The following is a 21,772-nucleotide window of genomic DNA, read 5'->3' on the forward strand; positions in this document are numbered from 1 at the left end:
CGGGGTCAGGACGGGGGCACCATCGTGGGCCCGCCGGGCGCGCTGCGCGGCGGGGGCGGCGCCGGGTGGCGCGGCGCGATGTAGGGCGGGCGCGGCGGCGGCGGGCCGTACGGGCCGCGGCCCTGCGGCCGGCCGGGCGGCGGGCCGCCGGCCGGCCCGTCCGCGGACCTCGGGTGGCGGCGCCAGAACGCGAGCCCGATCGCGCCGCCCCCGGCCGCCCCGCCGACGCCGAGCACCAGGACCGCGATGATCATCCACGTCACCCAGGCGGGATGGTCGATGACCTGCACCGGTCCCGGCTCGGCCGCGCCGAACCGCTCCCGGGCGGGCTTGCTCCCGTCCCCGCCCGAGGGCGTCGACGCGATGGTCGCCGCCGCCGCCAGCGCGCGGGCCGCGTGCACCTCGCCGAACCCGACCTCCGGGTCGTAGCCGTCCTTCGGCCGGTGCCGGGTGCTCTGCACCAGCGCCTGCGACACCAGCGCCGGCGCCATCTTCGGATACTTCGCGCGGATCAGCGCGGCGATCCCGGAGACGAACGCGCTGGCCTGGCTCGTCCCGCCGCCGATGAGGTAGTCGGTGCCGGGACCCGCCGAGACCACGGCGTCGCCCGGCGCGGACACGAGCACCGAGTAGTTGCGGTTGGAGAACGGCGCGCGGTCGTGGTCGGGTTCGGCGGCCGCGACCGCGATGACGCCGGGGAAGGACGCCGGGTAGGAGTAGGGGGCGAAGCCGTCCTCGTCCAGCAGGCGCTTCTTGTCGCCGTTGTTGCCGGCCGCCGCGACCACCACGATGCCCTTGCCGATGGCGTAGGCCACGGACTCCCGCTCGTCCAGCGACTCCCCTTCATTGCCGAGCGAGAGGTTGATGACGTCGGCGCCGTGGTCGGCGGCGTAGCGGATGCCGCGCGCGACCGAGCTCTTGGCCTCCCGCGACCCGCGGTAGCGGCGGTAGCTCTCGTCCTCCTCCTCGCTGATGGCCCGGACGGCGAGGATGCTCGCCCGCGGGGCCACCCCGATGATCCCGGAGCGGCCGCCCGGTCCGTGGCCGTGCCCGGCGATCAGCGACGCCATCGCCGTGCCGTGCAGCCGCTTGGGCGTGGTGCCGCGGTCGACCTCGGCGATCATGTTGGGCCCGGTGGTGACCTTGCCGCGCAGGTCCGCCTGGTTCGGGTCGACGCCGGAGTCGACGACCCCGACCGTCACCCCCTGCCCCTTGGTGATCTTCCAGGCGGCGTCCATGCCGAGGGTCCGCAGGACGGGCGCCTGCCGGTCGCGGATCTCGTCCGCGTGCGCGGGGACGGGCGCCAGCCAGCTCCCGGCCAGCGCCCCCGCCAGCAGCCCGGCGGCGGCCCGCCCCCGCCGGGTCAGCACTGCCACTCCGGGTCGTCGCAGTCGGGCAGCGCCTTGGCGGCGAGCGACCGCGCGACCGCGTGGCCGAGCTGCGGCGCCACCGCGAACGGCTCGCCCGGCCGCGCCTTCCTGATCTCGGACGCGGGACGGCCGTCCGCCTGCCCCGACGTCGTCAGCACCACGTACGGGCCGCCGCGGTCGCTCGTCCGGTCCTGCCGTGCCTCGTCGGTGAACTTCGCGGACGCGGTGCCCGGGAACGCGGCGGCGTGCAGCGCGGGCGCGGCCGACCCCTTCCCGGCGTCCGGGCCCTGCGAACGGGGCAGCTCCCTGAACGCGCGGTCGGCCTTCCACGGGTCGGCGAACACGACGACGCCGACGGTGACGACGATGCCCTGCAGCTGGTCGGCGTACGTGGCGCGCAGCACGGCGAGGCAGCCGTGCTTGGCGAGCGTGGGTGCGATCTCCTCGTTGACGGCCTGGGCGCAGCCGGTCGCGGCGACGATGCCCGTCCGGGTCGCGTACTCGGTGTGGTCGCCGACCGGACGGTACGGGATCCGCCGCGGGAAGATGCGGGTCGCGGGCCACGCCTGCCAGCGCCGCGCGACCTCCTTGTTCGCCGCCACCTGCAGCTCGGCGCTGGTCGGCTCGCGGTGGAAGGTCGTCCACGCGCCGGTCATCGCGACGGCGGTGGTGAGCAGGTAGCAGCAGCCGACGGCGAGGGCCACGACCATCCACTGCCGTCCGGTCAGCCCCAGCACGGTCAGCGGGTCGCGCACCTCGGGCGGCGGGCCCATCGGCCGCGGCGGACCCGCGTACGGAGGCCCCGGCGGCGACGGAGGCCGCGGCCGGGGCGGTTGCTGAGACGGGGGCGGGAATGCCACAACAGCCAAGATTAACTGTGCTTCGCGACATTCCGCCCTGCCCTTGCGGGGAGGGCGCCGTCCCCCGGCCCGGAACAGCGGGAAGCCCCTCCGCGGAGGGGCTTCCCGGCGGTGGGGGCTAGGACCCGGTGCCGAAGGTCCTGCGCGCCTCCTGCGCGGCGTCCTTGGCCTTCTCGCCGACCTGCTTGGCGCCGCCGGACGCCTGGTCCTTGCGGCCCTCGGCCTCCAGGGAGGAGTCGCCGGACCGCCGCCCGGCCTCCTCCTTGCCCTGGCCCATGGCCTGCTGCGCCTTGTTCTTCAGCTTGTCGAGGATGCTCACTGCTCCTCCTTCGGGTACGGAAAGTCGTACGCCCTCCACCCGTGCCCGCTGAGTTCCGGCCTATGCAGCGCCCCGTCCCGCACCCTCGGCACCGCACGGCGGGCACGCCCGGCTACGGGGAATGCCGCGGCACGTGGCAAGGTTGTGCGGGAAGAGGACAGTGACGTCCGCCCTCACTCACAGCCGAGCGTCAGCACAGGAGCACCCACCGTGTCGTTGCCACCTCTGGTCGAGCCAGCAGCGGAGCTCACCCGCGACGAGGTCAACCGCTACTCGCGGCACCTGATCATCCCCGACGTGGGCATGTCCGGGCAGAAGCGCCTCAAGAACTCCAAGGTTCTGATCGTGGGCGCCGGCGGGCTCGGCTCCCCCGCCCTCCTCTACCTCGCCGCCGCCGGCGTGGGCACCCTCGGCGTCGTGGACTTCGACGTCGTGGACGAGTCCAACCTGCAGCGGCAGGTCATCCACCGCCAGTCGTCCCTCGGCAAGCCGAAGGTCGAGTCGGCGGCCGAGACGGTCCGTGAGATCAACCCGCTGATCGACGTCGTCGTGCACAACATGGCGCTCGACCGCGACAACATCATGGACATCTTCTCCCAGTACGACCTCATCCTGGACGGCACCGACAACTTCGCCACCCGCTACATGGTGAACGACGCGGCCGTCCTGCTCGGCAAGCCGTACGTGTGGGGCTCGATCTACCGCTTCGACGGGCAGGCGTCGGTCTTCTGGGCCGAGTACGGCCCGTGCTACCGCTGCCTCTACCCCGAGCCGCCGCCACCCGGCATGGTCCCGTCCTGCGCCGAGGGCGGCGTCCTCGGCGTGCTGTGCTCCTCCATCGGGTCCATCCAGGTGAACGAGGGGATCAAGCTCCTCACCGGCATCGGCGAGCCCCTCGTCGGCCGGCTGATGATCTACGACGCCCTGGAGATGACCTACCGCTCGGTCAAGGTCCGCAAGGACCCGGAGTGCCCGCTCTGCGGCAAGAACCCGACGCAGACCGAGCTCCTGGAGGACTACGAGGCGTTCTGCGGCGCGGTCTCCGAGGAGGCCACCGAGGCCGCCAAGGACTCCACGATCAGCGTCCGCGACCTCAAGGCCATGCAGGACAACGGGGACGACATCTTCCTCGTGGACGTCCGCGAGCCCAACGAGTACGAGATCGTCTCGATCCCGGGCGCGACGCTGATCCCGAAGGGCGAGTTCCTGAACGGCTCCGCCCTCGAGCGGCTGCCGCAGGACAAGAAGATCGTCCTGCACTGCAAGTCGGGCGTCCGCTCCGCCGAGGCCCTGGCCGTCGTCAAGAACGCCGGCTTCGGCGACGCCGTCCACGTCGGCGGCGGCGTCCTGGCCTGGGTCAACCAGATCGACCCCAGCCAGCCCAGCTACTGACGCTCACATCGGAAGGCCCCCGGAGACCATCCGGGGGCCTTCTGCCATTGCGCTACGCGGGCGACAGCCAGACCAGCTCCGACCGCGTCCGCCGCGACGCGCTCTCCGCCGTGAGCCACCGCCCGAGCCCACGCCCGCTGATCGGAACAGTCGCAGCGGACCCGTCCGGCATGACGATCCCGTACGCGACGATCTCGTCCACCACCGCGTCACCCTCGCCGGGGTCCTCCCGGACGAGCACGAACAGCCTGGGCGCCACACCCCCGCCCAGCTGAACCGCCCACTCCGCCACGTCGGCGTGGTAGACAGGCAGCTGTTCGGACTCGTGGACGTCATCCATCCGGATACTCCCTTCCGAGCACCCGGGCCGGGACAGACGCAGCCGCCAAGCATCGCTCCGTCCCGGCCCGTCGGCTTCAAGAGATCTTTGCGACTCTCCGCACCAGACCTTGCACTCTGCGTATACTGACATCACGTCCGGGGCCAGGCAAGTTGCCTAAAGCATTTTGCTCATGATCTTTTGAGCGAAAGGGAGAGGACACGCGAGATGGCGGCTGCACCACGAGCGGGGACCCTGCGATCCCAATGGTTGGGGCAACAACTTCGGGAGTTGCGCGACGCCAAGGGGGTCCTGCTCAAGGACGCCGCCGAATATCTCCAGCGCGACACCGGGACCGTCAGCCGGTACGAGACGGGGTTCTATCCCATCCGCCGTCCCGACCTCCTCGCACTGCTCGACCTCTACGGTGTCTCCGACCCCGCACTTCGTGAGCAACTACTCAACCTCAGCAAGGACGTATGGCAGAAGGGTTGGTGGGACGGCTACGCGGGTGACGTGGTCGGATCTCTGATCGACTACATATGGCTGGAGTCGCGTGCGGTCCACATCCGGTCCTACGCATCGGTGGTCATACCGGGCCTGTTGCAGACTCCCGAGTATGCCGAGCGAGCGATCCGCTTGGACGAGCCCAACGCCACTCTCGAACAGGTTGAGCGCTGGCACGAGGTTCGAATGATCCGTCAGGAAATTCTCAACAAGGACGAACCGCCCTGCCTATCCGCCATCCTCGACGAATCGGTGCTGCGCCGCAGAATCGGAGCACGAACCGTCATGCAGGAGCAACTCCGTCACCTCGCAGACTTGGCCGCCTTGCCCACCGTGGACATCCGAGTACTTCCGCTGAAGGCCGGGGCGCTGGCAAGCGTCTTCGGAGCCTTCGAGATCTTCCGCATGCCAGACCCCTTTCCCGAGGTGGCGTACACCGAGACGCTGGCAGGCGCCATCTACACCGAGGCGCCCGACATAAGCCAATTCATCCACGCTTACAATGGCCACCAAGCACTGGCTCTCGGGCCGGCCGAATCCATCGAGATGATCTCGGCGATCGCGGAGGACGAGTCTTGAACACGCCCGAACCCCCCAGCACCCTCGGACACGAAGAGCGGTCCCGCATCACCTGGCACATCAGCAGCTTCAGCCCAAACGGCGGCGGCAACTGCGTGGAGGCGGGCCCTCTCGCGGACGGGACGGACCGGGTGGCCGTCCGCCACAGCCGCCGTCCCGACGCCGAAGCCATCATCTACACCCGCGCCGAATGGGAGGCCTTCCTCGCCGGCGTCCGCAACAACGAATTCGACTTCTTCGCCGAGTAGGACGGATCCCCTCTGCCGGGTTTCATTTCGCCGGGTCGTGCGGGTCCGGACCTTCTGCGCCGCCGGTGGGGGCGCGGGCGGTGAGGGCGCGGGCGGCGTCGGCGTCGTAGTGGCGCCGGCCGCCGAAGGTGACCAGGGTTCCGGCCAGCAGCGGGAGCAGCAGCACCGTGAAGGCGCCGCGCAGTGACCCGGTCAGGTCGGACGCCGCGCCCACCAGCAGCGGCCCGGCCGCCCCGCCGAGCGTGATCAGGAATTGCAGCACCGCGAATCCCAGCCCGCGGCGGTCCGCGCTGACGATGTCCGCGTTGGCCGCCGTGAGGGTGGGGATGGCGATCGAGAACCCGATGTTGGCGAGGCAGTAGAACGCGATCTGCGCGGGCAGCGCCGGGATCAGGACCGCGCCCGCCAGCCCCGTCGTCCCGACCGCTAGGCCGATCGCGCCGAAGTGGACGCGCCAGCCGGGAGAGCGTCCGTGCCGCCGGTCCCCGTACCGGCTTCCGATGAGGGTGCCGATGACCATCCCGGCCAGCCCCACGCCCCCGGCGATGGCCGCCGCCGGGCCTTCGGCGAGGTCGTAGGTGCGCTGGTAGTAGCTGGGCATCCAGAAGAAGAGGCCGCCGAGGCCGAAGAAGAGGATCGTCAGCCCCAGGACCACCGAGCGCAGCGTCCGGATCGCCAGCAGGGAGCGCAACTGGACGGCCAGGGGCTCCCGGGGTGCCGCGGCCGCGGGGGCGTCGCTCGCCGCGTCGGCGCCGGGCCCGCCGGAGCGCATGGCCTCGATGCGGTCGCCCAGGCCCCGTACGGGCTCGCGGACGGTGAGGCAGAGCAGCGCGATGACCACGCCCGGGACGGCGACCAGGAAGAACATCGTCCGCCAGCCGAACGCCTGGGCCAGCGCGCCGCCCGCCATGATCCCCAGCGGGAGCCCGGAGTAGTAGGCGAAGCGCTCCAGCCCGAACGCGCAGGCGCGTCCGGAGCCGGGGTAGTAGTCGGCGATCAGGCTGGAGCCGGACGGGTTGTAGAGCAGCCCCGCGCCGCCGAGGAAGACGCGGACGGCGAGCAGTGTCGCGTACGACTGCGCCAGGCCGCTGCCGACCGTCAGCACGGACCAGACCGCGACCACGGCGGCGATCGTCCAGGTCCGCCGGGTGCGGTCGGCGAGCCGTCCGGCCGGGATCAGCAGCACCACCCCGGCCAGGGCCGCGGCGGTGGCGATGGCGCCGCCGGCGGTGTCGGAGAAGCCGAACTCCTCCTGGATCCGGGGCAGCGCCCCGGCCATCAGGTTGGCCTCGACCCGGTCGATCAGCGCCACCAGGGCGATGCAGATCGCGGGCCACCAGCCGAACGGGGCGGCGCGCGCGGGGTCGAAGGGAACCGGCGGACGCCCGGGGAACGCGACGATCCGGGTGGACGGGGTCGGTGGAGCTGCGCTCATCGTGGTCCGTTCTCTCGTGCCGCAGCGCGGACACAGGCCTGCCGTTTCTCTGAGAGAAACAGTGTTTCCAGAGCGGATCCCTAATTAAGCACGTCCACGGGCATGGTGGCAATGGGCATACCGGCCCAGATGGACGAGCACGGTGACGTCGAACGGGACGCGGTGCGCGACATTGGCGCATCTCGCGCTGCGGCGCGGCGCGGCGCACTGTCCGCATCTACCGGCCGACCTGGTGCGAGTTCCCGCACCGGTCGACGACTTCCTGGTGCGGCTGTTCCTGACCGAGAATCATCCGGATCGGCCTGGCGAACTGCTGCTCCGGACGGTCCTGGAGTTCGAGGGGTGAGGCCAAGATGCTGAGGCACCCGAACTTCCCGCGCGAGGGTCTGCGCCGCTTCGCCGACTCGTCCGTCGCACGCGAGCGCGCATTGGTGACCATGGACCCCAGCACCACGGCACCACGGCACCACGGCACCACGGCCGAGATGGTCGAGAAAATCAGCCACGACCCCGATCCGGGCGTGCCGGGGTACGGCCGCGGCCGACGCCCGGCTCCCCACTCCGCGCCTCCTCGCGCTGCTGGCCGGCGATGAGACCGCCGAGGCCGCCGCGACCAATCCGCCCCTACCAGTCGAGGTCATGGGCCAGATCCTCAGCGATGACGTTCGGCGCCGCTCCCCCGATCACGGCGGGTCAGCGAGCGCGGTCCTGGTTAGAGACCTACAGGTCCCCCAGCGGATCTCCGGGCCGACGCGATGGTGCCGGCACATCCGGCCGAACGCGCAGGTGGCCAGGGAAGTGGGTCACTCGCGCGACACTGTGGGCCTGCGGCCAAGGCGGAGAAATCCGGGCGACCGGGCTCGGGCACGCCGAACCGGCCCGGCCACGGCACTAGTAACCGAGCTCGGGGTTGCGGACACGTCAGACGCGGGCGATGGTCACGCGGCTTGCAACCAGGGTGGCGGACGACCGGATCCGGAGGCCGCTCTGCCTCCCGGCGGATGGAGGCGGTAGGTGTAGCGGCCGTCGGGCCCCCGGGTGATGTGGATCTTTGTGGGATTGGCGGCCTTCCAGCGGTTGTGCCATCCGCAGCACAGGGCGAGTCTGTCGATGTTGGTGGGTGAACCGAGTGCCCAGCCGTCCACATGGTCGACTTCGGCGAGAGTGCCGGGGACTTCGCAGCCCTGGACGGCGCAGGTGGGGTAGAGGGTTTCTAGGGCGCGGCGTTGGCCGGGGCTGGCGAACCGTTCGGTGCGGCCCAGGTAGAGGGGGATGTTGCCGCGTCCGAGCAGGAGGGGGGAGACTCCGGCCGCCAGGGCGATGCGGCGGGCCTGTTCGGCGGGGATGGGTGTGCCGTCGGGTAGCCGGGCGGGGGTGGTGCCGCCGGTGAGGGTGTCCAGGTCGCAGATGACCGTCACTTTGGTGGCCTTGTGCCCGCCCGACAGCACCGAGGTGAGCGCGGCCGCCGTCCGTTCCGACAGGTCGCGGCGGTCGTCGGTCCCGGTGGGTTTGGCCAGCGGGCCGAGTGTCCCGTCCCAGATCGCGGCGTCTTCGGCGTTGAGCCAGCCCTTGATGTAGCGGCCGCCGTCCAGTGACCGCGTCGAGTCGATCCAGGACCGCTCGTACTCGTGCCGAGCGTCCTGGGGAACCGGTTCGGTGCCGTTCCGTTCGGCGATGACATCGCGGATGCGGCGGCCGAACGAGGCGACCTTCCCCGTCGAGAATCCGTCCTGGACCATGCCCAGCAGGATCTCTTCGGCGGCGGCGCAGTCGGCGTCGTCCAGCCGGGTGACCGCACCGGCGATGGTGGCGGCGTACCCGGCGGACAGGTCACCGGCGGCCCAGCGGCTCGACACCTCCGCAAGGCGGCGCCGCTGCCGCGCCAGCGTCAGCCGTTCTTTGGCACGGGCCTCGCGCATCCCGAGCCGGGAGCGCAGCCAGGAGCGAGTAGAGGGAAAGCCCCACCGCTGCACTTCCCTGCCGTTATCGACCACGCCGACGAATCCGGCGAGCGCGGCCTCCTGCATGTCACCGGCCGCAGCGAGTGTTTCCGCGAGCTCCATGCACGCCGCCGCCGATTCGGGCGCGGCGCGGCGGGCGAGTTCGGCAGCGATCGCGGACGCGGCATTCACCAATTCCATGGTGGACGCCCCATCAAGATCGACCGTAACTAAACCCATATTCCAATATTACCCAACCAACACCATCTTTACGCTTCCGAGCCCAAAATACTAGCGCGAATCCCATTCCCCACGCGACCCTTTTTCCTATTACTGAACAATGTCCGACTTGGACATCCCTGGAAGCGGCTGACAACGCCTTTAGGCAGCGGATCGGTAACGGGAGCGTGTGGCCGGCGAACATGCGGAATGAACGCTCTTGGACCGATGGCGGTGGTCAGGTGTTGTGGGGCGGCGGGGTGTAGGTGAGGTCGAGGTCGGTGGAGATTTCCGCCAGCATCAGCTCGAACATGGGGGCGGCGTCGTCCAGGGCGAAGGCCAGGTGGCCGAAGACCTCCAGGCTGACGCTGCCCTGCAGCCGGATCCAGCACTTCAGGAACTGCTGGATGACGCCGAGCGGCAGCTCGATGCCGAGGACGCCGTCGCGGTAGCGGCGCAGCTGGTCGCGCAGGACGGGGTCGATCTCGTCGTCGGACGGGATCCGGAACGGCCCCCTCCTCCACAGTTCGAGGAAGAGCGCCATGAACGTCCAGCCGAACTCGCGGGCGCAGTCCTCGGCGAAGTCGATCTGCTCCTGCTCGGCGGCGCCGCGGACGGGGGCGCCGAACAGCAGGGCGTACTCGCGGGGGTGCGCGAGGGACCAGGCGCGGAACTGCCGGGAGACGGTCAGGAACTTGCCGCTCATGTCGTCCTGCGGCACCTGCTTCAGGGCCGTGTGCAGCTCGCCGGTCAGCTCGGTGAACAGGTCGCCGACCAGGTGCCGCAGCAGCTCGCCGTGGCTGCCGAAGTAGCGGTAGAGGGCCGGGGCGGTCATGCCCATCTCGCGGGCGATCGCGCGGAGCGTCGCCGCTTCGGGGCCCTGCTCGACGAGGATCCGCCGGGCGGTCTCGGAGATCTCCCGGACCGTCGCCGCGCGCACCCGGTCACGCCGTGTTTCCACTCCGCCGCCCTCTTCTCCCCGCCCTTCGGCCGTCCCCGCATGATTCCCCAGAAACACCCTTGACGGAAGCTAACACCGTATGCGAAGTTAACGCTGTTCGCAGTTTACAGCATTCACTTCCATGATGGGCGTTCGCAGAGGGGAACGGGTCATGTTCGAGCGATGGGGACGGTGGGTCCACCGGCGCAGGCGGTGGGTCCTCGCGGTGGCCGGGGCGGCGCTGGTCTTCGCCGGCGTCTGGGGGACGGGCGTCTTCGGCGCGCTGACCTCCGCCGGCGGGTTCGACACGCCGGGCAGCGAGAGCGCGCAGGCGGCGCAGATCGCCGAGCGGGACCTCGGCCGGGACGAGGCGGACGTCGTGGTCCTGTATCAGGGGCGGACCACGGTGGACGACCCGTCCTACCGGGCCTCGGTCGAGCGGGCACTCGCCGCGCTGCCGCAGGACAGGATCGCCTCGACCGCCACGTACTGGACGACCGGCGCACCGCAGTTCGTCAGCCAGGACCGCAGGTCCACGTACGCGGTGCTGCGGCTCCAGGGCGCCGACGAGGGCACGCGGAGCGACAACTACACGGCGATGCGGGACGAGTTGACCGAGGTCGGCGGCGGGCTCACCGCGGCGGTCGGCGGGTCGGTCGGCACCGAGACCGCGATCAACGAGCAGGTCTCGTCCGACATCGGGCGGGCCGAGGGCATGGCCATGCCGATCCTGCTGGTGCTGCTCGTGCTGATCTTCGGGGGCCTGGTGTCGGCGAGCCTGCCGATGCTCATCGGCGGCATCGCGATCCTCGGCTCGTTCACCGCGCTGCACGCGCTGTCCTATGTCACCGATGTGTCGATCTTCGCGGTGAACATCACCACGTTCCTCGGCCTCGGCCTCGCGATCGACTACGGGCTGTTCATGGTCAGCCGGTTCCGCGAGCAGATCGGCGAAGGGTCGTCCGTCGAGGACGCCCTGGCCGCGACGATGGCGACGGCCGGACGCACGGTCGCCGTCTCCGGGGTCACGGTCGCGGTGTCGCTGTCCGGACTGCTGCTGTTCGACCAGAACTTCCTGGTCTCGATGGGCTACGGCGGCATCGCGACCGTGTTCGTGTGCATGGTCGCCGCGCTGACCGTGCTGCCGGCGCTGCTCGCCGTCCTCGGGCCGAAGGTCAACGCATTGTCGATCCGGCGCCGGGCCAGGACGTCCCGCGGCTGGTGGGGGCGGCTCGCGCACAGCGTCATGCGCCGCCCGGTGGTCTACGTGGTGGCGACGGTGGCGCTGCTCCTCGCGCTCGGCGCGCCTTTCCTGCACATCAACTGGGGCGGCGTCGACGCCAGGGCCATGCCGGAGGGCGCCGAGGCGCGGGTCGTCGCGGAGGCGCTGGAGACCCGGTTCCCGCGCAACGCCACCAGCCCGATCGAGGCCGTGGTGACCGGGACGTCCGACCGGGCCGCGATCCAGGCGTACGGGGACCGCCTCGCGGCCGTGCCGGGCGTGACGGGCGCGGCGGTGACCGGCGCCGAGGGCACGACGACGCGGATCGCGGTGACCTACCCGGCCGAGCCGAACTCCGGTGCGGCGCGCGACCTCGTCCAGAAGGTCCGGGACGTCCCGGCACCGCCGGACGCGCACGTCCACGTCGGGGGCATGACGGCCGAGGTCGTCGACCAGCTCGACAGCATCGGCGCGACGCTGCCCTGGCTGGCGCTGCTGGTGGGCGGGGCGACGTTCGTCCTGCTGTTCCTGGCGTTCGGGTCGGTGGTGCTGCCGCTGAAGGCGATCGTGGTGAACATGCTGTCGCTGTCGGCCACCTTCGGCGCGGTCGTGCTGATCTTCCAGGACGGGCACCTGTCCGGCCTGCTGAACTTCACCGCGACCGGCGCGATCGACCCGGCGATGCCGATCCTGATGCTGGCGATGCTGTTCGGCATCTCGATGGACTACGAGGTGTTTCTGCTGTCGCGGGTCCGCGAGCAGTACGACCTGACCGGCTCCAACACGGCGGCCGTCGCCGCCGGGATGCAGCGCACGGGCTCGATCATCACGAGCGCCGCGCTGCTGTTCATCGTCGTGATCGGCGCGTTCGCGACGTCCGGGATCACGTTCATCAAGATGACGGGCGTCGGGATGGCGATCGCGATCCTGATGGACGCGACGATCGTCCGGGCGCTGCTCGTCCCGGCGGCGATGCGGCTGATGGGACGCGCCAACTGGTGGGCGCCGGGCCCGCTGGCCCGGATCTACGGCAGGTACGGGATCCACGAGGGCGACTCCCCCGCCCCGTCGGAGTCCCGCCTGGAGCCCGTCGGCTGAGCCGGTTCCCCGAGAAGGACGTCCGGTGGCCGGCGCCCCCTACCGCCGGCCACCACCACCGTCACCACCGCCGTCACCCCCCCTCGTCCCACCGCCGTCACCTGCGGAATTAGGTCAAACCAGTACAAAGCTCCGCTTACCCTGCTCGATGACACCGGAGGTCGCGGGGCGGGCGGGGGACGACGGATGTTCGATCGATGGGGCCGCTGGGTCCACCGGCGGCGCCGGTGGGTCCTCGCCGCCGCCGGCGTGCTGCTCGTCTTCGCCGGCGTCTGGGGGACGGGCGTCTTCGGCGCGCTGAGCTCGTCCGGCGGCTTCGAGACGCCCGGCAGCGAGAGCACGAAGGCCAGGCAGATCACCGAGCAGGCCCTCGGCCGGGACGCCTCCGACGTCGTGATCCTGTACGAGGGCGGGACCACGGTCGACGACCCGTCCTACCGGGCCTCCGTCGAGCGGGCACTCGCCGCGCTGCCCCAGGACAAGGTCGTCGAGACCGCCACGTACTGGACGACCGGCGCGCCGCAGTTCGTCAGCACGGACCGCACGTCCACCTACGCCGCCCTCGAACTCGCCGGCGCCGACGAGACCGCCCGGGACGCCTCCTACCAGGCGATCAAGGCCGGACTGGACGACGTGGGCGGCGGCCTCACCGCCACGGTCGGCGGGTCGGTCGCCACCTCCGCCGCCATCAACGACCGCGTCGCCTCGGACCTCCCCCGCGCCGAGGCCGTCGCCATGCCGATCCTGCTCGTCCTGCTCGTGCTGATCTTCGGCGGGCTGGTCGCGGCGAGCCTGCCGCTGCTGGTCGGCGGCATCGCGGTCCTCGGCTCGTTCACCGCCCTGCACATCGTCGCCCAGCTCACCGACGTGTCGATCTTCGCGGTGAACATCAGCACGTTCCTCGGCCTCGGCCTCGCGATCGACTACGGCCTGTTCATGGTCAGCCGCTTCCGCGAGGAACTCCGGCGGGACGGCACGTCCGTCGAGGACGCCCTGGCCACGACCATGAACACGGCCGGACGCACGGTCGCCGTCTCCGGCGTCACGGTCGCGGTGGCCCTGTCCGGGCTGCTGCTGTTCGACCAGAACTTCCTGGTCTCGATGGGCTACGGCGGCATCGCCACGGTGTTCGTGTGCATGCTCGGGGCGCTGACCGTGCTGCCCGCGCTGCTCTCCGTCCTCGGCCCGAAGGTCGACGCGCTGCCGATCCGGCGGCGGAACCGGCGCAGGGCGCCCCGCGGCTGGTGGGGACGGGTCGCGCGCAGCGTCATGCGCCGCCCGGTCGTCTACGTGGTCGCGACGGTGGCGCTGCTCCTCACGCTCGGCGGCCCGTTCCTCCGCATCAACTGGGGCGGCATCGACGCCAACGCGCTGCCGGAGGGCAACGGCGCGCGGGCCGTCGCCGAGGCGCTGGAGACGCGGTTCCAGCACAACTCCACCAGCCCGATCACTGCGGTCGTGACGGGGACGTCCGACCGGGCCGCGATCGACGCGTTCAGCGAGCGCCTGGCCGCGCTCCCCGGCGCCGCCGACGCGGCCGTCACCGGCTCCAGCGGCACGACCACGCAGATCTCGGTGGGCTACGACGCCGACCCGTACGCCGACACCACGCGCGATCTCGTCCAGGAGGTCCGGGACGCCCCCGCGCCGGCCGGGGCGCAGGTGCACGTCGGCGGTTCGACGGCCGATGTCGTGGACGAGCTGGCCGGCCTCGGCGGCACGCTGCCGTGGCTGGCGCTGCTCGTCGGGGGCGCGACGTTCGTGCTGCTGTTCCTGGCGTTCGGCTCGGTGGTGCTGCCGCTGAAGGCGATCCTGATGAACATGCTGTCGCTGTCGGCGACGTTCGGCCTGGTCGTGCTGATCTTCCAGGAAGGCCACCTGTCCGGCCTGCTGAACTTCACGGCCATCGGCGCGATCGCGCCCGCGATGCCGATCCTGATGCTGGTCCTGCTGTTCGGCATCTCGATGGACTACGAGGTGTTCCTGCTGTCGCGGATCCGCGAGGAGTACGACCGGACCGGCTCCAACACCACGGCCGTCGCGGCGGGGGTCGAGCGCACCGGCTCGATCATCACCAGCGCGGCGCTGCTGTTCATCGTCGTGATCGGCGCGTTCGCGACGTCCGGGATCACGTTCATCAAGATGGTCGGCGTCGGGATGGCCGTGGCGATCCTGATGGACGCGACGATCATCCGCGGGCTGCTCGTGCCCGCGATGATGCGGCTGATGGGCCGGGCGAACTGGTGGGCGCCCGGACCCCTCGCCCGCCTCTACCGCAGGTACGGAATTCGTGAAACCCCGGCCACCAATACACGGAAACCGCTTGTGATCTCCCTCACCCGGCGCGAGACTGAACGTCATTCCACCGGCACCACCTCGCGTGACGCGTACCGCGACGGACCGCGTCCGGTGGACATCCACACCACATCGCGGGACGTTCCTTTGGAGGCACCATGACCACGCAGGTGATCATCGACGACGAGACGGCGCTCACGCACCTGGAGCGGCTCACCGACACGCTGCGGGCCGCCGGCTGGGCGGTCGAGGTGGCCGCGCCCGGCGACCGCCGCCCGTCCGCGCTCGTCGCCGACCCGCACATGCGGCGGATCAACGAGAGCGTCATCGCGGCCCCGGAGGGCTCCGGCGGCGCCTGGTCCTACTGCTACGGCTGGGGCGAGCGGATCGCGCCGTGCACCGACCCGTCCGGCGCCGCCACCGCGCTCGGCCGCGTCCTCACCGCCCGCCGCGACAACTGACCCATCCCCTCGGCGGCGAGGGGCTCAGGCCGACTTGCGGCCGCGGCTCTTCGCGGGTTCCTTCTTCGCGGTGGACTTCGCGGGCGACTTGCGCGCCGGCTTCTTCCCCGCCGAGGACGACGACGCGGCCTTGCCGTCGCGCTCGCCGCGGCTCTTCTTGGCGGCCTCGACGCTGGCGCGCAGCGCGCTGAGCAGGTCGGCGGCGGGCTCCTCCTCGGCCTCCTCGGGCCGGGTGACCTCGCGGCCCTCGACCTTGGCGTCGATCACCGCCTGGAGCGCCTCCCGGTAGGCGTCCTTGTACTCGGTCGGGTCGAACTCGCCCTCCATCGACTCGATCAGCGACGTCGCCATCGACAGCTCCTGCTTGCGGACCTCGATGTCCTCGTCCAGGAACGGGAAGTCGGGGGTGCGGACCTCGTCCGGCCACAGCATCGTCTCCAGCACGAAGATGCCGTCGCGGACCCGCAGCGTGGCGAGCGACTCGCGCTGCCGCAGCGCGACCTTCACGATGGCGACCTGCCCGGAGTTCTCCAGCGCGTCGCGGAGCAGCACGTAGGGTTTGGCGCCCTGCGCGTCCGGCTCCAGGTAGTAGGACTTCGCGAAGTAGATCGGGTCGACCTCCTCCCGCTCCACGAACTGCAGGACGTCGATCCGGCGGCTGGACGACAGCGGCAGCTCGGCGAAGTCCTCGTCGGTGAGGATGACCGTCTCCCCGGACGGCAGCTCGTAGCCCTTGGCGATGTCGGAGTAGGGCACCTCCTCGCCGTCGACCGTGCAGACCCGCTTGTACTTGATGCGCCCGCCGTCCTCCCGGTGCACCTGGTGGAAGCTGACGTCCCTCTGCTCGGTCGCCGAATAGAGCTTCACCGGTATCGTCACCAGCCCGAACGAGATCGCGCCCTTCCAGATACTCCGCATGATCCGTCCTTACCCCGCGCGTTCCGGCTCCTAGCGTCGCAACCCCGCGTGATTTGCGCCAGAACGGCGCCTTGATCCTTTTCTGCGGGGCGGGGGCCGGGTAAGACGGCGGTATGACCATGCCGTGGCCCGTTGAGCCGATGATGGCCGCCACCGGGGACCTCCCCTCCGACGGCGCGCAGTGGGGCCTGGAGCTGAAGTGGGACGGCGTCCGCGTGCTGGCGCACGTGTCCGCGGACGGCGTCCGGGCCGCGGGGCGGCGCGGCGGCGACGTCGCGGGCCGCTACCCTGAGCTGTCCGCGCTGGCGGACCTGCTGCCGGACAACGACGTCGTCCTGGACGGCGAGGTCGTCGCCTTCGACGAGGGGCGCCCCAGCTTCGAGCGCCTCCAGCGCCGGATGCACGTCGAGCATCCGGACCCGCGGCTGATCCGGCTCGTCCCGGTCAGGTACGTGGTGTTCGACGTCCTGTTCCTGGACGGGCACCTGCTCTACGACCTGCCCTACGCCGACCGCCGCTCGCTGCTGGCCGAACTCGACCTGGCCGGATCCGGCCCCGTGGAGGTCCCCCCGTACCTGCACGGCGGCGACGACTCGCAGGTGCGGGAGCTGCTCGCCTTCACCCGTGAGCAGCGTCTGGAGGGCGTCCTCGCCAAGCGGCTCGACTCGCCGTACCGCCCGGGGCGCCGCGTCGACTTCTGGCGCAAGGTGAAGAACTTCATGACGCGCGAGGTCGTCGTCTGCGGCTGGAAGCCGGGCAAGGGGCGGCGCGAGGGCGGCGTCGGCTCGCTCCTCCTGGGCGAGTACGACGTGAAGGGCATGCTGGGCTTCGTCGGCCACGTCGGCACGGGCTTCACCGACCGCGCCCTCGACGAGCTGTACGAGACGCTGTGGCCGCTGCGCCGTCCGACGAGCCCCTACGACGAGGCCGTCCCGCGCGAGTTCGCCAAGGACGCCCAATGGGTTGAGCCGCACCTCGTCGGGGAGGTCGCCTACAGCGCCCGCACCAGGGACGGCCGGCTGCGCTTCCCGTCCTGGCGCGGCCTGCGTGACGACAAGGACCCCCTGGAGGTCACGAGTGAGCATTAGCCCAGTGAGCACACCGAGGCGACGGCCGGCGTGAGCGGCGCGAAGACGACCGTCGAGGTGGACGGGCAGCAGCTCGCGCTGTCCAACCTCGACAAGGACCTCTACCCGGACTTCACCAAGGGCGAGGTGATCGACTACTACGCGCGCATCGCCCCCGTGATGCTGCCGCACCTGAAGGACCGGGCCGCGACCCGCATCCGCTGGCCGGACGGCGTCGACGGCGGCAAGTTCTTCGAGAAGAACGCCCCGTCCCACACGCCGGACTGGGTCCGCACCGCGACCGTGCCGAGCCCCGGCAGCACGCGGGGCCGCGAGACGCTCGACTACGTCGTGGTCGACGACCTGCCCACGCTCGTGTGGTGCGCGAACCTCGCGGCGCTGGAGCTGCACGTCCCGCAGTGGCGGCTCGGGCCGCGCGGCAAGGTCCACGCCCCCGACCTGCTCGTCTTCGACCTGGACCCGGGCGCGCCCGCCACGATCACGGAGGCGTGCGAGGTGGCGCGGCTGCTGCGCGGCCTGCTCGCCGAGGACGGCCTGGAGTCCTACCCGAAGACGAGCGGCAAGAAGGGCCTGCACCTGTACGTCCCGATCACCGAGCCCGCGGAGGCCGAGCGGACGTCGGAGTACGCCAAGTCCATCGCGCAGCGGCTGGCCGAGGCGCATCCCCGGCTGGTCGTCGCGAAGATGGAGAAGCGGCTGCGCAAGGGCAGGATCTTCGTCGACTGGAGCCAGAACAACCCGGCGAAGACGACGGTCGCGCCGTACTCGCTGCGCGCGGCGAGCCGCCCGTCGGTGTCGACCCCCGTCACCTGGGACGAGATCGAGTCCTGCGAGGACGCCGCCGACCTGCTGTTCGGCCCCGGCGACGTGCTGGCCCGGGTGGACGAGCACGGCGACCTTCTCCGGCCGCTCCTGGAGGACCACCGCCCCCTTCCCTGACCCGCCACCGGAATCCGCGTGCCCTATGTGTTCGAACCGGCACTCTCCGGGACCGGATTCCGCCACCATGGACGCGGGGACACCGATGCGGGGCGGAAGGAAGAGCAGTGTCGCAGAACCACTACGACGCCGTGGTGCTGGGCGGGGGGACGGCGGGGGAACGCGTCGCGACCGGCCTCGCCCGCGCCGGCCGGGACGTCGCGCTCGTGGAGGACCGCCTGGTCGGCGGGGAGTCGCCGTACTTCGCGTGCGTGCCGTCCAAGTCGCTGCTGCTGTCGGCGCGGCGCGGCGAGACCTGGGAGATGGCCCTCACCCGGCGCGACGCGCTGGCCGGGCACCGGGGCGACGACCCGTCCGTCGCGCGGATGGCCGAAGAGGGCGTCACCGTGCTGCGCGGCCGGGGCCGGGTCCTCGAACCCGGGCGCGTCGAGGTGGACGGGGCCGTGCACGGCTACGGCGACCTCGTCGTCTGCACCGGAAGCGAGCCGGTGATCCCGCCCGTCGAGGGGCTCGCCGACGTCCCGCTGTGGACGAGCGCCGAGGCCCTGTCGGTGCCCGACCTGCCGCGCCGGCTGGTGATCCTCGGCGGCGGCCCGGTCGGCTGCGAGCTGGCGCAGGTGTACGCGGCGTTCGGATCGCAGGTCGCGGTCGTCGAGGCGTCCGGCCGGCTGCTGACCGCGGAGGCGCCGTTCGCCGGCGAGGTCCTCGCGGACGCGCTCCGCCGGATGGGCGTCGACCTGCGACTCGGCGCCGCCGTCGGCAACGTCGAGCGCAAGGACGTCGGGGTGCGGCTGTGGCTGTCGGACGGCGGGACGCTCGACGCCGACCGCGTCCTCGTCGCCGCCGGGCGCCGTCCCCGCGTGGAGGGCCTCGGGCTGGAGAACCTGGGCGTCACCGTCACGCCGGGCCGGGGGATCCCCGTGGACGAGACCTGCGCGGTGCCGTCGGCCACCGGGGGCGTGTGGGCGGCCGGTGACGTCACGGGCATCGCGCGCACGGCGCACGCGGCCCGCTACCAGGCCCGCGTCGCGCTGTCGAACCTGCTCGGGCGGCGCCGCGAGGCCGACTACCGGGCGATCCCGCGCGTCGTCTACACCTCCCCCACCGTCTACTCGGTCGGGATCTCGCCCATGCAGGCGGACGAACTTCGCATAGACCTCGTCACCGCCGGGTACGACCTCGCCGCGACGGCGCGGGCCGCCGTGGAGGCCGACGAACGCGGCCGGGTGGAGCTGTACGCCGACCGCTCCCGCGGCCTCCTGGTCGGCGCCGCCGCGGCCGGACTGCACGCCGAGGAGTGGATGAGCGAGATCGCCCTGGCCATCCGCGCGGAGACGCCGCTGAGCCTGCTCGCCGACGTCGTCCACGCGTTCCCGACCTACGGCGAGGCCGTCGAGGCGCCGCTGCGCGAACTGGCGGGCGGCCCGGCCGGCGGCACCGCGGAGGAGGAGCCGAGATGAGCGAGACCGAGGACCTGGGCCGGGCGGCGCCGGACGGCGCCGCCGAGGCCGACGCCGCCGAGCGGCGCGCCGCCCTGGACGAGTACGGCGACCGGGCCGAGGACACCCCCATGCCGGACGAGGCGAACGACGCCGACGCCGCCGAGCAGCGCGCCGCGCTCGACGAGGAGGACGAGCGCGCCGGCGCGGCGCCCATGCCGGACGAGGCGAACGACGCCGACGTGGCCGAGCAGCGGCGCGAGGTCCGGCTGGACGAGGACGAGTACCGGTGACCCGGCCGGCGCCGGCTCGCCCCGCGGCGGCCGAGCGGTTGGGCCCGGCCACAGCTAACAAGGTTTTCGAAAACGATCGGCGCGGGGTGGTACCGGTCCAGGCGGGAATACACTGACCTGCGCGAAGGAACGACGCCGGTGCTTGTGTGTGACCGACGGAGTTACCGGCGCGTAGGATGATGTGATTGTCAACACGCGACGGAAACCCCCCTCCCGTCGCGACGATTCGGTGATCGGAGAGTGTGGTGACCGCGACCCCGGACGCCCGCCCCCGCGGCACGAGACTGCCGCGGCTGGCGCGCCGCAGGCAGCTGCTCGGCGCGGCCCAGGAGGTGTTCGTCGCGCAGGGGTACCACGCTGCGGCGATGGACGAGATCGCCGAGCGCGCAGGCGTCAGCAAGCCCGTGCTCTACCAGCACTTCCCGGGCAAGCTGGAGCTGTACCTGGCCCTGCTGGACGAGCACGCCGAGAACCTGGTGCGGATCGTCCGGGAGGCGCTGGAGTCCACCACGGACAACAAGCTGCGCGTCCAGGCGAGCATGCAGGCCTTCTACGACTTCGTGGCGGGCGACGGCGAGGCGTACCGGCTCGTGTTCGAGTCGGACCTGCGCAACGTGGCGCCCGTCCGGGCCCGCGTCGACCGTGCGAACCAGCAGTGCGCCGAGATGATCGCGCAGGTGATCGCCGAGGACACCGGCGCCGCCGCCGAGGAGGCGCACCTGCTCGGCATGGGCCTGGTCGGCATGGCGGAGGTCAGCGCCCGGTTCTGGCTGTCCCAGCACCGCGCGATCCCGAAGGAGACCGCCGAGAAGATCATCGCCCGGCTGGCCTGGCGCGGCATCTCCGGCTTCCCCCGCACGGCCGACCAGCCCTGACCCGCGGCGGCGACCGGCCGCCCCCTGGTGAACGTCCCCGCGAACGTCCCGTCCGCGGGTGTCCCGCGCGCCGGGCGTTCACCCTCGGCTCAACCGTGTGACGACGCATCCGGTGATCTCCGTGCGACGATCGGGGTTACGGTCCCGCCGGTGGTCGGCGGGACGTGACGGACGACGGGAGCAGCGCGTTGCAGGTTCGCATCGGGGTGCAGAACGTTCCCAAGGAACTGGTGGTGGACACGGCCCAGTCGGCCGACGAGGTGACGGACGCGCTGTCCGACGCGCTCGCCGAGCCGAGCGGGGTGCTGGTCCTCAAGGACAGGCGCGCCGGGCGGATCGTGATCCCGGCCGGCCGCGTCGGCTACCTGGAGATCTCCGAGGAGGAGCAGCGCAGCGTGGGCTTCGGCACGCAGTACGCGTGACGGCCGCCGGGCGCGGGCGGTGTGCGGCGCGCAGGACGGTTTGCCGCGGTTCGACCGGCCGTTGACCTGCGCTTTGTTTCATCCCTGCGGTACGGGCATATCGATCTCCGTGCACGGGCCATCCGGCCCGGCCCACGGAAAAGGAATGGATGATCGACATGCTCACGACGATCCTCTGGTTCATCGTCGTCGGTGCCGTCATCGGAGCCCTCGCCCGGCTGCTCGTCCCGGGCCGCAACCCGATCGGCATTCTGCTGACGCTCCTCATCGGGATCGCCGGCGCCATCCTCGGAGGCGTGGTGGCGGACGCGCTCGGCGCGGGCACCGTCATCGCCTTCGTGTTCGCGGTCGTGATCGCCGCACTCGGCGTCGCCGCGCTCACCGGCCTGAACACGCGCGGCCGCGGCGGCCGCAAGAACAACTGGCGCACGCGCCGCGGCACGTTCTGACCGCGCCGCCCGACCCCCAGGTGAAGGCCCCCGCCCCCCAGGCGGGGGCCTTCCCCGTCCCTCAAGCCGAGTAAAGGCCCCCGGCCCTCAGGTGGGGCCCTCCCCGTCCCATGACCGGGTAGAGGTCCCCGGCCCTGGCGAGGCG

General features: G+C 71.7%; 22 protein-coding genes. 14 read left to right on the forward strand and 8 right to left on the reverse strand.

All coding sequences use genetic code 11. The annotated features are described in order from the left end of the window. Window positions 1-5: 5 nt before the first annotated feature. The 3 genes from ABZ806_RS05795 to ABZ806_RS05805 all read right to left on the reverse strand — a co-directional run bounded on the left by ABZ806_RS05795 (window position 6) and on the right by ABZ806_RS05805 (window position 2,549). Window positions 6-1,376, reverse strand: coding sequence for a S8 family peptidase (locus ABZ806_RS05795; RefSeq protein ID WP_500215677.1), 1,371 nt, complete (start codon window positions 1,374-1,376; stop codon window positions 6-8). Beyond that, window positions 1,364-2,143: a hypothetical protein gene (locus ABZ806_RS05800; RefSeq protein WP_500215678.1), complete on the reverse strand. Its 780-nt coding sequence runs from the start codon at window positions 2,141-2,143 to the stop codon at window positions 1,364-1,366. Before ABZ806_RS05800 ends, ABZ806_RS05795 begins: the two co-directional genes overlap by 13 nt. 205 nt (window positions 2,144-2,348) lie before the next feature. Further along, window positions 2,349-2,549 (reverse strand): CsbD family protein, encoded by a 201-nt coding sequence (locus ABZ806_RS05805; RefSeq protein ID WP_500215679.1) that lies wholly within the window; start codon window positions 2,547-2,549, stop codon window positions 2,349-2,351. A 210-nt stretch (window positions 2,550-2,759) separates the two neighbouring features. On the opposite strand from ABZ806_RS05805, the gene moeZ reads away from it, so the two are divergent. After that, window positions 2,760-3,941: an adenylyltransferase/sulfurtransferase MoeZ gene (gene moeZ, locus ABZ806_RS05810; protein ID WP_500215680.1), complete on the forward strand. Its 1,182-nt coding sequence runs from the start codon at window positions 2,760-2,762 to the stop codon at window positions 3,939-3,941. A 52-nt stretch (window positions 3,942-3,993) separates the two neighbouring features. On the opposite strand, the gene ABZ806_RS05815 is transcribed toward moeZ, so the two are convergent. After that, complete coding sequence (locus tag ABZ806_RS05815) at window positions 3,994-4,281, reverse strand: hypothetical protein (RefSeq protein ID WP_500215681.1); 288 nt, start codon at window positions 4,279-4,281, stop codon at window positions 3,994-3,996. A 207-nt stretch (window positions 4,282-4,488) separates the two neighbouring features. Between ABZ806_RS05815 and ABZ806_RS05820 the strand changes: the two genes are divergently transcribed. Continuing rightward, the gene (locus ABZ806_RS05820; protein WP_500215682.1) at window positions 4,489-5,346 is read left to right on the forward strand and encodes a helix-turn-helix domain-containing protein; all 858 of its coding nucleotides are present in this window, start codon (window positions 4,489-4,491) and stop codon (window positions 5,344-5,346) included. Then, the gene (locus ABZ806_RS05825) at window positions 5,343-5,594 is read left to right on the forward strand and encodes a DUF397 domain-containing protein (RefSeq protein ID WP_500215683.1); all 252 of its coding nucleotides are present in this window, start codon (window positions 5,343-5,345) and stop codon (window positions 5,592-5,594) included. The genes ABZ806_RS05820 and ABZ806_RS05825 overlap by 4 nt, the downstream gene beginning before the upstream one ends. 22 nt (window positions 5,595-5,616) lie before the next feature. Here the strand turns inward: ABZ806_RS05825 and ABZ806_RS05830 are convergent, their stop codons facing one another. After that, complete coding sequence (locus ABZ806_RS05830; RefSeq protein ID WP_500215684.1) at window positions 5,617-7,029, reverse strand: MFS transporter; 1,413 nt, start codon at window positions 7,027-7,029, stop codon at window positions 5,617-5,619. A gap of 142 nt (window positions 7,030-7,171) precedes the next feature. Here ABZ806_RS05830 and ABZ806_RS05835 point away from each other — a divergent pair, with 142 nt between their 5' ends. Continuing rightward, window positions 7,172-7,375, forward strand: coding sequence for a hypothetical protein (locus ABZ806_RS05835; RefSeq protein ID WP_500215685.1), 204 nt, complete (start codon window positions 7,172-7,174; stop codon window positions 7,373-7,375). A 592-nt stretch (window positions 7,376-7,967) separates the two neighbouring features. Here the strand turns inward: ABZ806_RS05835 and ABZ806_RS05840 are convergent. Continuing rightward, window positions 7,968-9,170 (reverse strand): HNH endonuclease signature motif containing protein, encoded by a 1,203-nt coding sequence (locus ABZ806_RS05840; RefSeq protein WP_500215686.1) that lies wholly within the window; start codon window positions 9,168-9,170, stop codon window positions 7,968-7,970. Window positions 9,171-9,426: 256 nt separating this feature from the next. Next, the gene (locus ABZ806_RS05845; RefSeq protein ID WP_500215687.1) at window positions 9,427-10,149 is read right to left on the reverse strand and encodes a TetR/AcrR family transcriptional regulator; all 723 of its coding nucleotides are present in this window, start codon (window positions 10,147-10,149) and stop codon (window positions 9,427-9,429) included. A 151-nt stretch (window positions 10,150-10,300) separates the two neighbouring features. Between ABZ806_RS05845 and ABZ806_RS05850 the strand changes: the two genes are divergently transcribed. The 3 genes from ABZ806_RS05850 (at window position 10,301) to ABZ806_RS05860 (ending at window position 15,204) form a co-directional block, all read left to right on the forward strand. Beyond that, window positions 10,301-12,448: an MMPL family transporter gene (locus ABZ806_RS05850; RefSeq protein WP_500215688.1), complete on the forward strand. Its 2,148-nt coding sequence runs from the start codon at window positions 10,301-10,303 to the stop codon at window positions 12,446-12,448. Window positions 12,449-12,634: 186 nt separating this feature from the next. Beyond that, window positions 12,635-14,905 (forward strand): MMPL family transporter, encoded by a 2,271-nt coding sequence (locus tag ABZ806_RS05855; RefSeq protein WP_500215689.1) that lies wholly within the window; start codon window positions 12,635-12,637, stop codon window positions 14,903-14,905. Further along, a complete protein-coding gene (locus ABZ806_RS05860) occupies window positions 14,902-15,204 on the forward strand; it encodes a hypothetical protein (protein WP_500215690.1) in 303 nt (100 codons plus the stop codon). Before ABZ806_RS05855 ends, ABZ806_RS05860 begins: the two co-directional genes overlap by 4 nt. 24 nt (window positions 15,205-15,228) lie before the next feature. On the opposite strand, the gene ku is transcribed toward ABZ806_RS05860, so the two are convergent. Beyond that, window positions 15,229-16,122 carry a non-homologous end joining protein Ku gene (gene ku / locus ABZ806_RS05865; RefSeq protein WP_500215691.1) on the reverse strand — a complete coding sequence of 298 codons (894 nt, stop codon included), beginning with the start codon at window positions 16,120-16,122 and terminating at the stop codon, window positions 15,229-15,231. Between the two features lie 113 nt (window positions 16,123-16,235). On the opposite strand from ku, the gene ligD (ABZ806_RS05870) reads away from it, so the two are divergent. From ligD (ABZ806_RS05870) to ABZ806_RS05900, 7 genes are all read left to right on the forward strand, one after another. Then, the gene (gene ligD / locus ABZ806_RS05870; protein ID WP_500215692.1) at window positions 16,236-17,210 is read left to right on the forward strand and encodes a non-homologous end-joining DNA ligase; all 975 of its coding nucleotides are present in this window, start codon (window positions 16,236-16,238) and stop codon (window positions 17,208-17,210) included. Window positions 17,211-17,240: 30 nt separating this feature from the next. Continuing rightward, window positions 17,241-18,149 carry a non-homologous end-joining DNA ligase gene (gene ligD, locus ABZ806_RS05875; protein WP_500215693.1) on the forward strand — a complete coding sequence of 303 codons (909 nt, stop codon included), beginning with the start codon at window positions 17,241-17,243 and terminating at the stop codon, window positions 18,147-18,149. Between the two features lie 107 nt (window positions 18,150-18,256). After that, window positions 18,257-19,609, forward strand: coding sequence for a dihydrolipoyl dehydrogenase family protein (locus ABZ806_RS05880; protein WP_500215694.1), 1,353 nt, complete (start codon window positions 18,257-18,259; stop codon window positions 19,607-19,609). Beyond that, window positions 19,606-19,881, forward strand: a complete 276-nt coding sequence (locus ABZ806_RS05885) for a hypothetical protein (RefSeq protein WP_500215695.1) — start codon at window positions 19,606-19,608, stop codon at window positions 19,879-19,881. Before ABZ806_RS05880 ends, ABZ806_RS05885 begins: the two co-directional genes overlap by 4 nt. A gap of 245 nt (window positions 19,882-20,126) precedes the next feature. Continuing rightward, window positions 20,127-20,756, forward strand: a complete 630-nt coding sequence (locus ABZ806_RS05890; protein WP_500215696.1) for a TetR/AcrR family transcriptional regulator — start codon at window positions 20,127-20,129, stop codon at window positions 20,754-20,756. Between the two features lie 188 nt (window positions 20,757-20,944). After that, window positions 20,945-21,178 carry a DUF3107 domain-containing protein gene (locus tag ABZ806_RS05895; RefSeq protein ID WP_500215697.1) on the forward strand — a complete coding sequence of 78 codons (234 nt, stop codon included), beginning with the start codon at window positions 20,945-20,947 and terminating at the stop codon, window positions 21,176-21,178. Between the two features lie 149 nt (window positions 21,179-21,327). Further along, window positions 21,328-21,627 carry a GlsB/YeaQ/YmgE family stress response membrane protein gene (locus ABZ806_RS05900; protein WP_500215698.1) on the forward strand — a complete coding sequence of 100 codons (300 nt, stop codon included), beginning with the start codon at window positions 21,328-21,330 and terminating at the stop codon, window positions 21,625-21,627. Window positions 21,628-21,772: the final 145 nt, after the last annotated feature.

Origin of the sequence: Spirillospora sp. NPDC047418, assembly GCF_040643275.1 — a bacterium.
In the GTDB taxonomy this organism is placed as follows: Bacteria; Actinomycetota; Actinomycetes; order Streptosporangiales; family Streptosporangiaceae; genus Spirillospora.

Bases quoted from the DNA above. Each gene is read 5' to 3' on its own strand.
- ABZ806_RS05815 (WP_500215681.1), bottom strand. From the start codon at position 4,281: ATGGATGACGTCCACGAGTCCGAACAGCTGCCTGTCTACCACGCCGAC.
- ABZ806_RS05840 (WP_500215686.1), bottom strand. From the start codon at position 9,170: ATGGAATTGGTGAATGCCGCGTCCGCGATCGCTGCCGAACTCGCCCGC.
- ABZ806_RS05860 (WP_500215690.1), top strand. From the start codon at position 14,902: ATGACCACGCAGGTGATCATCGACGACGAGACGGCGCTCACGCACCTG.
- ABZ806_RS05885 (WP_500215695.1), top strand. From the start codon at position 19,606: ATGAGCGAGACCGAGGACCTGGGCCGGGCGGCGCCGGACGGCGCCGCC.
- ABZ806_RS05855 (WP_500215689.1), top strand. From the start codon at position 12,635: ATGTTCGATCGATGGGGCCGCTGGGTCCACCGGCGGCGCCGGTGGGTC.
- ku (WP_500215691.1), bottom strand. From the start codon at position 16,122: ATGCGGAGTATCTGGAAGGGCGCGATCTCGTTCGGGCTGGTGACGATA.
- ABZ806_RS05830 (WP_500215684.1), bottom strand. From the start codon at position 7,029: ATGAGCGCAGCTCCACCGACCCCGTCCACCCGGATCGTCGCGTTCCCC.
- ABZ806_RS05800 (WP_500215678.1), bottom strand. From the start codon at position 2,143: ATGGGCCCGCCGCCCGAGGTGCGCGACCCGCTGACCGTGCTGGGGCTG.
- ABZ806_RS05900 (WP_500215698.1), top strand. From the start codon at position 21,328: ATGATCGACATGCTCACGACGATCCTCTGGTTCATCGTCGTCGGTGCC.
- ABZ806_RS05820 (WP_500215682.1), top strand. From the start codon at position 4,489: ATGGCGGCTGCACCACGAGCGGGGACCCTGCGATCCCAATGGTTGGGG.
- ligD (WP_500215692.1), top strand. From the start codon at position 16,236: ATGACCATGCCGTGGCCCGTTGAGCCGATGATGGCCGCCACCGGGGAC.
- ABZ806_RS05850 (WP_500215688.1), top strand. From the start codon at position 10,301: ATGTTCGAGCGATGGGGACGGTGGGTCCACCGGCGCAGGCGGTGGGTC.